Raw genomic sequence first — 12,143 nt, forward strand, 5'->3', positions numbered from 1 at the left:
GCTTAACCTTTGAAAAAAGAAGGGTATCGACTGAGCTTAACCTTTGAAAAAAGAAGGGCATCGACTGAAACTGTATATTCGATATTTCTTCAGAGCAACTACCATGAAAAAATACTCATCATTTAACAGCAAGTTTATTTTAAACGCAACCATCAGTGTTGTTGCCGGATACAGGGAAAAATTAAATTGTTTCAGTCGAAATGCGTGCCTGTTCTTAGGATATATTTTCCTCATCTCTTTAAGCCTGGGAATCTACGAGGTAATCTTCAATCTGTACATCTTAAGGCTAGGGTTCAGGGAGGACTTCCTGGGACTCATGCTCTCACTGGTTTCCATATCCACCGGCCTGTTTGCAATCCCTGCGGCCATGTTCTGCGACAGGGTAGGCAGAAAGAGCACATTGTTATTGTCCTGCCTTCTTCTCCTGTTTTCCTTTGCAGTCCTGTACACCACTACCTCGACATTACTGCTGGTTTTATTCAGCATTCTCTATGGGGTATCCTCATCACTTAAAATAGTTACAGCATCTACGTTCATGGTTGAAAACTCCACGAGTTATGAAAGGATGCATCTGTTTTCGATGTACTACCTGTTATACACCATAGGCGTCATGATAGGAAACTTTGCGGGCGGCATTCTACCGCAGACCTTCACCAGCTCACTCAATATTGACCCAGCAGACCCAACGGGTTACCAGCTCTCACTATATGCATCTTTAACTGCTGTGTTAATTTCCCTGCTGCCCCTGATATTCATAAAAAACAAAAAACCCGCTCTGCCAGGAAAGTCAGATCTGTTTTCTACCCTTTCTTCGACTTTAAGGTCAAAAACGATCCAAAAATTAGTTCTGGTAAATGGGCTTATAGGTATGGGATGGGGGCTGGCTCTTCCCTATTTTAATGTTTATTTTGACATTGTCCTTGGAGCAAGTTCCAGGCAGATAGGTTTCATCTTTTCCCTTTCCCAGGTGGTCATGATGTTCACCTTATTATTTGTCCCTATACTTACCGAATGGTTAGGGAAAGTGAAGATCGTAGCCCTGGTTCAGCTCTCCTCAATCCCATTTCTTCTGCTTTTTACATCTACATCCCTACTTACAATAGCTGCTTTCGGATACATCATGAGGTCAGCTATAATGAATATGTCAAATCCTATATTGAGCAGTTTCAATATGGAGGTGGTCAGCGAAGACCAGAGGGCAACTGTTAACAGCCTGATATGGATGAGCTGCTATACCTGTGTTGGACTGAGCACCTATGCAGGTGGTTTGATGATGGCTCACAATTACTATAGCCTTCCTTTCCTTCTGACCTGCATATTATACGTAGTTGCTACTGTACTTTATTACTTGTTCTTTGAGAAGATGGAAAAAGAGCAAAGAAACTTAGAGGTTGTCTGAATATTATAGTTTTCTTATTTTATAATTATTTTTATTTTGTAATTATTTTTATTTTGTAATTATTTTTATGTTGCAATTATTTTTATTTTGTAATTATTTTTATTTTGTAATTATCTTTATTATGTAATTATCTTTATTATGTAATTATCTTTATTATGTAATTATTTTTATTTTGTAATTATTTTTATTATATTTATAGATTTGAGAACCGATACAGTAGCATTATTTAATTTTAAGACTGCCTCTAAGGAATTTAATAAAGAAAAATTAAATAGACTTAAAGATTCAAATTCTTAAAAAGGGGAAGTGAATATGGATATTGAAGAAATTCAAGCAATCTTCAAATTTTCAGCCCTTGAAAAGCACATGATTTCCAGTTTTGGAATTCAAGAAGATCTATTTCTTCCTTTTCTGCTTTCATTAAAATCAGGAGGCTCCTGGAGTTATGCCTCCGAAGAAACAAAAAGCATGGCAGTAAAAGACGTGATAACTTACTATAGTGAGGAGAGCAAGACCGGTTATACTCTGGAAAAGATATACTTCTTTATCGAACCCGAAGTCATAGCTGAAGAAGGGGTCATCCAGAGGCTGGAAAAATGCGGAACAAAAGAAGAAAGAGAACTGGTTGAAAGGCCCTATATAATAACCCTGCATGCAAAAAAAATCATATTTGCAGAGGTAAACCCTGATCTCAGGAAAATAACAGTCAGGGAGTTAAAGAAAAAACACATAAAACTGAAGGGTACGCCGGCATATAGCGCAGCTCATGAGATGGAACATCTTGAAAAAGGAGAAGTAGGAGGAATTCCGCTCTGGACTTTTGAGTACATTAAAAGTCAGTAAAAATGTTTAGAAAAATAAAAATATGTTAAACAACTGAACATTGTATGAGAAGTCGATTTTACTATTTTTCAATTTTGTACTGGTACTGTAAATCTGATACAGAATTCAGTCCCGAAAGATCTTTTTAACTCAATTTTGCCCCCTAACTGGTCTACCAGGGTTTCCACTAACTGTAAGCCAAGAGAATTGGAGTCTTCTAAATAAAATTCATCAGGAATACCAATCCCATTATCCGAGACTATTAAAACAAAATCAGTGACATTAAAACTTTCTTTTGTGTTTTCCTGCTCTTTGTTTGCGTATTCTGCAGAGTCTTCTTTGTATAGTTTGATTTGAATTTTCCCGTTATCTCTGCCTAAAAATGCGTACTTAAGGGAATTTGAAACAAGTTCGTTAATGATTATTCCCAATGGGACGGCTATATCCATATCAAAGAAAATGTTTTCTTCCAGTTCGATGTTCAGGATCGTGTTGACATTTCCAAGTTTATAGGTCTGAAAAAGATTTTCAACAAGCCTTTTAATATACGAAGAGAAGTTTATTGTATCGTTTCCTCTGCCTTCATGCAGTTCTTCGTGGATAAGAGCAATTGACATTACCCTGTCCTGGCTTTCTATGAAAGCATTAAGAACTTCTTCATTCTCAGCATGTTTTCTGTTTCTGAACTTTTCAGCCTGTAAGTCAAGAAGGGAAGAGATCACTTGCAGATTATTTTTAATTCTATGATGGATTTCTTTTTTTCGGGCATCTTCGGCTTTTGCCAGAAGTCTTTCCGCATTGACTTGCTCAGTAATGTCTCTGCTAATAGCTGAGACAGCCTTCAGCTTTCCAGAAGCGTCAAAAACTGGAGAATAAGTTATTGACACATTTATTAGTCTACCATCTTTTTTTAGCCGTAAAGTTTTGTGATGCTGGACTATTTCTCCCCGTTTAACCATTTCAACAAATTTTCTTATTTCACCTTTAAGATTATCTGGTTCAAAGATTGAAACATTTTTACCCAGAATCTCTTCAGCCGAATAACCATAAATCTGCTCTGCGGCTTTATTCCAGCTTGCAATAATACCATCTAGAGTCTCAGTTATAATAGCATCATTTGATGATTCCACGACATCGGCTAATGTCCTGATCTTCTCTTCTGTTTTCATGATATCTGTAATATCCTGAATTGTTCCTCTCAGGAGAATTGGGCGTTTTTTCTCATCAAAAACAACTTCACCATGTGAGTGGACTACGCGATCTGACTCATCAGATGAGATAATCCTGTGATCAATGCTAAAGAACTTCCCATGTAAAGCACTATTAACAGTGTTATATACGTAACTTCGATCTTCGGGATGTATAAAGTTAAAAAGTTCACTGTACTTGTGAAACACTTTTTGGGGAACACACCCAAAAATACGACACATCTCATCAGACCAGTACATTTCATTAGTTGCAAGATTCCAGTCCCAATTTCCAATATGAGCTATTTTTTGGGCTTCAGAAAGTCTTCTCTTTTCTTCCATCAATGATTCATAAGCCTTTTCAAGCTCATCTGTACGTTCTTTAACTTTTGCTTCTAAACCATCGTGTGCTCTTTTAAGCGCCTCTTCTGCTTTTTTGCGCTCCGTTATATCCTGCGTTATTCCGAAGCCGCCAACAATCTCTCCATTTGTGTCAAATTCAAAATATGCCTTCTTACGAACCCATTTGACATTTCCATCTACGATAATCCGGTGTTCTATACTATATGGTTCACCCTTTAATTTTGCTATCCATTCTTTCTGGACATATTTTCTGTCATCCGGATGGACTTTAGAAAGGAAGGTCTCATAGGTCAAATGAGTGCCTTTTGGGATACCAAAGATACGGTAATTTTCATCAGACCACGTTAATTCTTTTTTACGCGCGTCCATACGCCAGCTTCCTAAATTACCAACCTCCTGAGCGCGATCGAGATCTCCTTTGTTTTTCTTTAGCTCATCCACAAGGATATCGCATTCCTCCAATGCTTGAGAAAGCTTGAAGTTACTGTGACTTAGTTGTGAGATCATGTTGGCAAGTTTCATAAGGAAGGACATATTTTTGTTCACAGTTTCTCTGCTTAACCGCGGAACTTTTTCGAGCGCCTTTATATATTCCTCTTCATTGAAGCCATATTTTCTAGCCTGGGATCGGAAAAGTTCATAGTCCAAAGTCTCATCTTCAAAAAAGAAATGTCCTGAGAAGATATTGGCGATATGTTGTCCTTCCACGATCAGACCCGTCACAAAATTCCACATATTATTCTTACACTTATAAAGCTTAAATTCTCCAGGAGCAACGCCCAGTGATAGCTGTGTATCGCTTTCTATGCAGTGCCTGCAGGTCTCTGGATGGACTCTGTGGAATCTTGTACATATATCCGGCCATCCAATACTCATAAGGACATTGCCTTTGAGATCAATAATAGATATGGTGATGTAAGTAAGTTGAGATAAGTCATTCATAAGAGACTTGAGCGCTGGAACATCAAGAATATCAACTAATTCAAGGCTCGCAGCACTGAGCGCAGGATTCGAGTTTGTTGTCTTTAATTGCTCCAGGTCTATTTTCATAATTCCTTCAGACTCCTCTCTTTGACGTCGACATACTTAACTTTAGTATACTACTGTGACCACTCACAAGCGAGAGTACATCTTTAATTTAAAAAAATATTTAATGTATAAAATTTAACTGATTTCTCAGGTATAATATTACTAAATTTAAAAAAATAGTAGATAAAGATATTTATTTTGTGTGTGAAGCTCACATGACAATATCAAGAACTCAAGGAACCTGACTTTGATAACACCCTTTTTGAAGTTTACCTCACCCTTTTTGAAGTTTACCTCACCATTTTGAAGTTTACCTCACCCTTTTGACGTTCACCTCGCCCTTTTTTGACTATTGATCTTGTCATTACCTTATGTAGGAAGGTTGTCCTAACGATGTTTTTTCAAACCATCGCTAAACTAATCAGTGAATTGTCATAGAAGGCTTAAATTTGATAGGGTGCAGAAAATTAAAAAGAGCATTGTGAGCCATTTTTGTTTCGTACTTTCATGCTAATCAATGTACTGTGCGCCAGATCGTAAGAAGAATTATGTTCAGAATTTAGCAGTAATTATTATAAAATCTCAATGTTAATTATAACGCACTTAATATAAAATGCATTAATTAAGTGGAGGGAAAATATGAAAAAAGCACTTATCATATTGATAGTGTTATTCGGTGTATTCCTGGCCATAGGATGTGCTGGTCAGCAAGATGGAGCTCCAAATGAAACGGGAACTCCGGTCCAGGCTGTGACTGAAGTTGTAAAAGAGACTCCTGTTACAGAAGTAACTCCAGCCACAGGAGTGAACAAGACTACCTTACAGGACAATAATACTACTGCAAACAGGACCGTTATATATGGTAACAACACTACTGCAGCTAGAACCACCATAAAAAGCAACAATACTACTGCAAAAAGGACCGTTATATATGGTAACAATACTACTGCAGCTAGGACCACCATAAAAGGCAACAATACAACTATAACCAGTACCACTATAGTCAAAAAAACTCCTGGAAACGATTAATAAGTCGTTTAGTGTCTACCAGGTACTGAATTTTTAATGTAGGACTTACGCTGTTGGACTGAGAAATCGATAGCATTAAACCTTCAATTGTCTAAAACACTAAACAAGTCACAATGTCGAAAGTGCTTGATTTTGTACTTCAAGTGCGTAAGTCCTATAATGATAAATCTGAACTCTATACTTTTCATTGGGGATCGGTTAAGGAATTTTCTTGCCAAAAAGCTATCAATTTTGCATTAGAAACCGGCCTTAAATTTTCGCATCTTTAAATGAAATCGATAACCTGTTCCATGTTATAACTCATTAGAATATTTAACAAATGTTGTAGAAATGTACGCAGTTTGTCACAATCCCTTACTTAACCGAAGACGCATGAATTCAGATTTTCAATCAAGAAATGCAAAAATCGCTAGATTTTGGAACAGAGGCATCTTGATATTTTAGTGAAATAAATCAAGCATATCCGAAAACGTATCGAGTCTGAAGTCGAAGCACTGATCCTTTTCTTCTCCGGGTCTCCAGTCTCCATAAGAAGCGTAAGCGGTTCTCAATCCAAGTTTGCGAGCAGGGACCATATCCCTTTTGATGTTGTCTCCCACTACCAGAGTTTCTCCGGGTTTTATCCCGAGCTCCTTAAGCGCGAAAAGAAAATGTGCCGGATCTGGTTTTTTTGTGCCTGTCGTATCCGCAGCCACGATAAGATCGAAGTAATTAAGAAGCCCGACCCTTGTAAGCCTTGCCAGGGCATGATAACTATCGGCATCCGTTATAATCACGAGCTTTAAGCCCAGCTTTTTAAGCTTATCAAGGGTATCCGTTACAGCTGGATAGAGTTCGAGATTTTGCAGTTTTTCCCGTTCATAGATCTCACAGCACTTCCTGTAGCCCTGAGCTGTAAAAACATTTCTCTCCTGCATGTAGTCTCGAATATTTTCGTGATCTTCAAAACCGTAAACTCCTCTCAGGAAGTATCTGAAAAGTACAGAAGGTTCTTCCGTAATATCTCCCTTCCAGATAAAAGAGAGAATCTCCCTGCAAGCTTCCAGTTTTGCAGCTACGAAATCAAAAAGAGTGTTATCCATATCAAAAAGCACGGCTTTCAGAACTCCGGGATAAACTCGCTCCAGATCTTTCTGAATTATATTCATGTTCTTCTCAACTTCTTCCATTTTCTTCGTGCCTGCTGCTTTTTCTAAACCATGTAAATTTGCTTTTTCTTTCTCTGCTTTTTCTTTCTTTACTCTTCGTCTATGCTCTTCTTTCCGGAACTATTTTCAGAGCTTTTCGGGGAGAGGCTATAAAAGCCATAAAGGACAGATGTATAAATCATAAACGAACAACGGATTTAAGTAAATACCGAACGCGGACATTTTAGAATCCGCAGGGTCTACTATAAAAGGCAGAGCAGGAAATTTTGATATGAGCTCCGACGAACCAAAAGATGAAACCTTCAGGAAAGAAGGCAGTGAAGAAAAAACTGAAGAAGAGACGGTTTCCGAAGAAATGTTTGTTCTAAGCGATTCGGGGGATACATGTAAGCAGGAAATCAGCGATAAAGTCATTGCGGCCAAGCTTAATGAATACGGACTTGATTTTCTCAGCTGTGGCAACTTTAATGAGGCAATGGAGGCTTTTGATAAAGCAATCGAGCTTGATCCAGATAATATAGACCTATTAAACAATAAGGCTCAAGCTCTTGAAACCGTTGGAAAATACGGCGAGGCTCTTGAGTTTTATGAAAAAGCTATCAAAATCAATTCCGAGGACCCAGATCTCTGGAATAATATGGCTTTCTCCTTGTCCCAGGTTGGTAAGTATGAAGAAGCTGTTAAAGCCTATGAAAAAGCCCTTGAGCTCAGACCGGACTATCCCAATGCATGGTACGGAAAGGCCCTGAACCTGAGCCAGGCAGGAGACTATAAAGCAGCTATCGAAGCCTATGAAAAAGTCCTTGAGGAAAATTCCGATTATAAAGAAGCATGGGTAGGAAAAGGCATAGCTCTGGGTCAAATGGGTAAGTACGACGAAGCAATTATCGCATACGACAAGGCAATTGAACTTGATCCTAACTTTACCGAAGCCTGGCATTATAAAGGCGTGGACCTGGACAGCCTTGGAAGTTACAGGCCGGCCTTAAAAGCATATCAAAAAGCTGTGGAGCTTGATCCTGAGAACGATGATGCCTGGAATAATATGGGGATAGACCTCGAAAACCTTGAAAACTATGACGAGGCAATTAAAGCCTTTGACAAAGCAATCGAAATCAACGCCGAAAATGCCGATGTCTGGTATAATAAAGGCTTTACCCTCAGCCAGATGCAGAGATTCGAGGAAGCAGCAGAGGCATACAGGAAAGCTACACAACTTGACCCTGAGTATTTAGAAGCTTATTCCAGTCTGGGTTTTGTGCTTGCTCAACTCAGACACTTTGAAGAAGCTCTGGAGACTTATGAGCAGGCACTCAAGCTTGATCCTGAGGCTGCAGACTCATGGTTCGGAAAAGCTGTCTGTCTGAGTTTCCTCGGGCAGGAAGAAGAAGCAGAAGAAGCATACAGGAAAGCTGTAGAAATTGATCCCAGATATGCCGAAGTAGGGGGAAATACCCAGTAATCGAATTTTTTACATACCAGCCTATTTTAATTCGATAGCCTATTATTATCCAACGTTTACTTTTTTCAAGATTTTTAAATTTTTATTTTTTCGGTCATACATACTATAGCGCCTTACTGTTTTATGTTATGGGCAGAATTCGGATTATTACTAATTGTACTAATTGTTACTCGATAATTCGGCCTTTGCTCAGAATTACCAGGTCTTTGCTCAGAATTACCAAGTCTTTGCTCAGAATTACCAGGCCTTTGCTCAGAATTACCAACTACTCTGCCCATATTTCATTTTTTATAAGTTTTTCAGGCCTGAGCCGTTATTTGCCCTTGCTAGGTGTTACGTGGATTACTCCTGTGTCCCCGGTAGTACCTGTAACATTTTTGGCTGGAGTTTGTACTTTGGTTGGAGTTTCCAATTCAATTGGAGTCTCCTGTTCATGTTTCTTTGTTATGGTTATGTTTGTCGGTTCGGTTACATTTTCTACTCCAGTTACATTTTCTACTTCAGTAACTGCTTCAGCCGGAGTTACTTTTGTAACAGGAGTTTCTTTTACAGCCTCAGTTACGGTTACTGCTTCCCGAACCGGTGTTACAGCTTCAGCTCCGGTTACTGCTTCAGCCTCAGTTACAGCTTGGACTGGAGTTCCCGTTTCATTTGGAGCTTTCTGACCAGCGCATCCGATGGCCAGGAATACACCGAACAATACTATCAATATAACAAACGCTTTTCTCATGTTTTCCCCCATTCAAATCATGTGTTTTATAATAAATGCTTTATAATTGATATTGAGGTTTTATAATAATTACTGCTAGATTCTGAACATAATTCTCGATGGTCAATTTGTATCTGATTGGTATTAATATTTGAATAACGTATGTTTAATTATGGGAAAAAGAGGTCCAAAACCACAATTCTTTGACGTTGCCTGTCCGAACAAAAACTGCAAACTCTATGGTCTGACTAACCAGGGCAATATTACTGGGAATGGAACTTACATAAGTCGTGGAAAGAAAACAAGAAGATATGTTTGCCACAATTGCGGTAAAGTATTCAATGATAACACAGGCACTTTTTATCATGATCTTCGCAAAGATGAGCAAACTATTGATCTAGCTCTAAAAATGTCTATGAAAGGAATGAGCATTGAAGGTATTGCCGATGTTTTAGAGGTACAATCTGCCAGTGTAAAGCGATGGTTAGCTCGTGCAGATGAACAATGTGATAAAGTAAATGAAGTATGATGAAAGACCGGGATGTACCCAGATAGAAATGGACGAACTATGGGTAATAATTGAGAGTTTGCCAAAATTAACGAAAAGGCGTTAAAAGCAAAAAAGTCCGATAAGAACACATATATTCTTATTAGAAATTGTAGGGAAAGCTCTCTGTTTTGTGATGTCCATTATATCGAATAGCACAAAACAAAGAGCACTTATTTGATATGAAAGTGCTCTCAAACACTTTCATTTTTTGGACATGTTATTCGAAGAATATCATGTATGTTTTTATTTAACTGTCAACGTCAGGATTTGTTCCTTATCCACCGCCCTTCACAGGATAAGATTTAAAAAAGTCATATCCTGAAATACACCTAGAAGATGGCGAAAGAATTAACAGATTAATCCACAATTTTTTTGCTCAGGATGTACAGGATCATATCCGAATTCAATTTACTTTCCCTGGAAAGCTTTTCAGCAATAACCTCATTGGTAAAGCGGTCGGCTTTTAATTCCTGAATTTTCTCCAGAACATTCTGAGAGACATTATAATATTCGTTTATGTCTTTCCTGTGTCCCCATACATCGCCTTCCAGAAGATTTATCTTCTGCATCTCCAGGAACATTTCAATTGACTTGGAAACCGTCCTTCTGTAAGATTTAGGAAGCTGTATAGCTTCAATTTTCGGACATGTTTCCGCAAGCATGAATACATCCTTGTTAGATGGCCTGAAAGCAAGATGGATAACCTTTTCGTTCGGGTTCAGGGTAGGAATTTCCTCCCGTGAACTAACTACTCTTATTTTCATACTATCCCCACTCCTTATTTAATAATTAGATTTTCATTTATTTAAAAATCAAATTTTGTTTACGCATTTACATTTTAAATACATATCGATTAGCCGATATATTATTTAGAGGGTTTATACCCAAAACGAGTTCTAATAGAATCAGCATGTGCCTGTAGACCCTCTTCCTCGGCTAATGCGATTACAGTTTCTTTCAGACTTTCAAGCCCACTCTTGCTGATTCTCTGAATACTTGAGTATTTAATAAAATGGTTTATATTCAGACCAGAATAAACTCTGGCATATCCGGATGTGGGAAGCACGTGATTTGTCCCTGAGGCATAATCCCCAACAGGAACCGGAGAATAGTTTCCTATAAAAATCGATCCTGCGTTTTTAATCTTCTCAAGTACGAAATCCGGGTCCGATACCATAATCTCAAGGTGTTCGGGAGCAAACTTATTGCTAAAACCAATACATTGTTCCAGGGAATCTGCAATAAGAATTGCGGCATTTTTAAGAGAAGCCTTTATAATACAGCTTCTTGCAGCCTGTTCCGCCTGAACCAGAACTTCTCTTTTTACAGCTTCTGCCAGCGTATCCGAACCTGTGACGAGTATTGAAACTGAATTTGGATCGTGTTCGGACTGTGCGAGAATATCCGAGGCGACCATAACGGCATCTGCCGACTCATCTGCAATAATGAGCACCTCGCTTGGGCCGGCTGGAAAATCAATTTCTGCAACGTCCCTGATCTGCATTTTGGCAGATGTGACAAAAATATTTCCAGGTCCTACGATTTTATCCATCTTAGGAACGGTTTCAGTCCCGTAAGCCATTGCCCCTATAGCCTGCACGCCTCCGAGCTTGAACACCTTGTCCGCTCCTGCAACCTTTGCAGCGGCAAGAGTAAGCGGGTGTACGGAACCGTCCGGCCTCGGAGGGGTACAAACAATGACCTGCTCCACGCCTGCAACCCTGGCAGGGATTACAGTCATGAGCACGGTTGAAGGATAGGAAGCACGCCCTCCAGGAGCATAAGCACCCACACTTTCCAGAGGCGTTGCCTTTTGACCCAGCACAATCCCTGGCTTTAATTCCATAAACCAGGTAGCTTTCGGAAGCTGAGCTTCATGGAAAGCCCGTATGTTTGCAGCTGCAGACTTAAGGTGATCCAGAAGTTCGGGACTTATGCCGGAAAGAGCCTTTTGAAATTCCTCCTCACTTACCTCAAAGTTTGCAAGTTCGACTTTATCGAATTTAGCCGTATATTCCCTGAGCGCGGAATCTCCTCTGGTACGCACATCGGAAAGCACAGCTGAAACGGTATTCGCTACGTCCTCAAGCCCGGAGCCCCGGGAGATTAATTTTTGCATTTCAGCTTCCGAAACATCAGACAATTTTTTGAATAACATCATGACCATCTCTAAAAGAACCTGACATAACCTACAGGTTGAAATCCGAAATTTGATCTCGAAATTTGATATAAACTGACTACTCAAATCTGATATAAAATAACTCTACTACAAATTAGTTATCGGCAATCTGAGAATTGAATAAGAGGATAATTGGTTAACTCGATAATCCGATTCAATTAAATCCCTGCTCTCATTTAATATTTTATCCCTTACTGAGCCCATTAACAGAGATAAAACCACGTAAGAATTCCCAATTTATAAAAATAAAAGAAAATCAGGCAGGT

The 12,143-nt window shown here is 38.9% G+C and carries 9 protein-coding genes and 1 pseudogene; 5 read left to right on the forward strand and 5 right to left on the reverse strand.

The window, feature by feature from the left end:
• Nucleotides 1–103 precede the first annotated feature (103 nt).
• Together MSKOL_RS11455 and MSKOL_RS11460 are read left to right on the forward strand one after the other, a co-directional pair.
• Nucleotides 104–1,399, forward strand: a complete 1,296-nt coding sequence (locus tag MSKOL_RS11455; protein ID WP_048156338.1) for an MFS transporter — start codon at nucleotides 104–106, stop codon at nucleotides 1,397–1,399.
• A 312-nt stretch (nucleotides 1,400–1,711) separates the two neighbouring features.
• The gene (locus MSKOL_RS11460) at nucleotides 1,712–2,242 is read left to right on the forward strand and encodes a RimK/LysX family protein (RefSeq protein WP_048156339.1); all 531 of its coding nucleotides are present in this window, start codon (nucleotides 1,712–1,714) and stop codon (nucleotides 2,240–2,242) included.
• A gap of 68 nt (nucleotides 2,243–2,310) precedes the next feature.
• Here MSKOL_RS11460 and MSKOL_RS11465 read toward each other — a convergent pair whose 3' ends face one another.
• Entirely contained in the window at nucleotides 2,311–4,821 is a 2,511-nt protein-coding gene (locus MSKOL_RS11465; protein WP_082091114.1) for a PocR ligand-binding domain-containing protein, read from the reverse strand.
• Nucleotides 4,822–5,439: 618 nt separating this feature from the next.
• Here MSKOL_RS11465 and MSKOL_RS18825 point away from each other — a divergent pair.
• Nucleotides 5,440–5,829, forward strand: coding sequence for a hypothetical protein (locus MSKOL_RS18825; RefSeq protein WP_052725430.1), 390 nt, complete (start codon nucleotides 5,440–5,442; stop codon nucleotides 5,827–5,829).
• Between the two features lie 440 nt (nucleotides 5,830–6,269).
• Here MSKOL_RS18825 and MSKOL_RS11475 read toward each other — a convergent pair whose 3' ends face one another.
• Nucleotides 6,270–6,998: an HAD family hydrolase gene (locus MSKOL_RS11475; protein WP_048121062.1), complete on the reverse strand. Its 729-nt coding sequence runs from the start codon at nucleotides 6,996–6,998 to the stop codon at nucleotides 6,270–6,272.
• Between the two features lie 250 nt (nucleotides 6,999–7,248).
• Between MSKOL_RS11475 and MSKOL_RS11480 the strand changes: the two genes are divergently transcribed.
• Nucleotides 7,249–8,439 carry a tetratricopeptide repeat protein gene (locus tag MSKOL_RS11480; protein WP_048156348.1) on the forward strand — a complete coding sequence of 397 codons (1,191 nt, stop codon included), beginning with the start codon at nucleotides 7,249–7,251 and terminating at the stop codon, nucleotides 8,437–8,439.
• Nucleotides 8,440–8,752: 313 nt separating this feature from the next.
• Here MSKOL_RS11480 and MSKOL_RS11485 read toward each other — a convergent pair whose 3' ends face one another.
• Nucleotides 8,753–9,169 (reverse strand): hypothetical protein, encoded by a 417-nt coding sequence (locus tag MSKOL_RS11485; protein WP_048156351.1) that lies wholly within the window; start codon nucleotides 9,167–9,169, stop codon nucleotides 8,753–8,755.
• 151 nt (nucleotides 9,170–9,320) lie between these two features.
• Here MSKOL_RS11485 and MSKOL_RS11490 point away from each other — a divergent pair.
• Nucleotides 9,321–9,732 (forward strand): annotated as a pseudogene (locus MSKOL_RS11490) (IS1 family transposase); the annotation flags it as partial.
• Nucleotides 9,733–10,054: 322 nt separating this feature from the next.
• On the opposite strand, the gene MSKOL_RS11495 reads toward MSKOL_RS11490, so the two are convergent.
• Nucleotides 10,055–10,462, reverse strand: a complete 408-nt coding sequence (locus tag MSKOL_RS11495; RefSeq protein ID WP_048118606.1) for a DUF1699 family protein — start codon at nucleotides 10,460–10,462, stop codon at nucleotides 10,055–10,057.
• 101 nt (nucleotides 10,463–10,563) lie between these two features.
• Nucleotides 10,564–11,865 (reverse strand): histidinol dehydrogenase, encoded by a 1,302-nt coding sequence (hisD, locus tag MSKOL_RS11500; protein ID WP_048156354.1) that lies wholly within the window; start codon nucleotides 11,863–11,865, stop codon nucleotides 10,564–10,566.
• Nucleotides 11,866–12,143 lie beyond the last annotated feature (278 nt).

Source organism: Methanosarcina sp. Kolksee, from assembly GCF_000969945.1.
Lineage (GTDB): Archaea > Halobacteriota > Methanosarcinia > Methanosarcinales > Methanosarcinaceae > Methanosarcina > Methanosarcina vacuolata.

What these genes read in the sequence shown, in the direction of transcription:
- MSKOL_RS11455 (WP_048156338.1), top strand. Translation starts at nt 104, where the DNA reads ATGAAAAAATACTCATCATTTAACAGCAAGTTTATTTTAAACGCAACC.
- MSKOL_RS11480 (WP_048156348.1), top strand. Translation starts at nt 7,249, where the DNA reads ATGAGCTCCGACGAACCAAAAGATGAAACCTTCAGGAAAGAAGGCAGT.
- MSKOL_RS11495 (WP_048118606.1), bottom strand. Translation starts at nt 10,462, where the DNA reads ATGAAAATAAGAGTAGTTAGTTCACGGGAGGAAATTCCTACCCTGAAC.
- MSKOL_RS11485 (WP_048156351.1), bottom strand. Translation starts at nt 9,169, where the DNA reads ATGAGAAAAGCGTTTGTTATATTGATAGTATTGTTCGGTGTATTCCTG.
- MSKOL_RS11465 (WP_082091114.1), bottom strand. Translation starts at nt 4,821, where the DNA reads ATGAAAATAGACCTGGAGCAATTAAAGACAACAAACTCGAATCCTGCG.
- hisD (WP_048156354.1), bottom strand. Translation starts at nt 11,865, where the DNA reads ATGGTCATGATGTTATTCAAAAAATTGTCTGATGTTTCGGAAGCTGAA.
- MSKOL_RS11475 (WP_048121062.1), bottom strand. Translation starts at nt 6,998, where the DNA reads ATGGAAGAAGTTGAGAAGAACATGAATATAATTCAGAAAGATCTGGAG.
- MSKOL_RS18825 (WP_052725430.1), top strand. Translation starts at nt 5,440, where the DNA reads ATGAAAAAAGCACTTATCATATTGATAGTGTTATTCGGTGTATTCCTG.
- MSKOL_RS11460 (WP_048156339.1), top strand. Translation starts at nt 1,712, where the DNA reads ATGGATATTGAAGAAATTCAAGCAATCTTCAAATTTTCAGCCCTTGAA.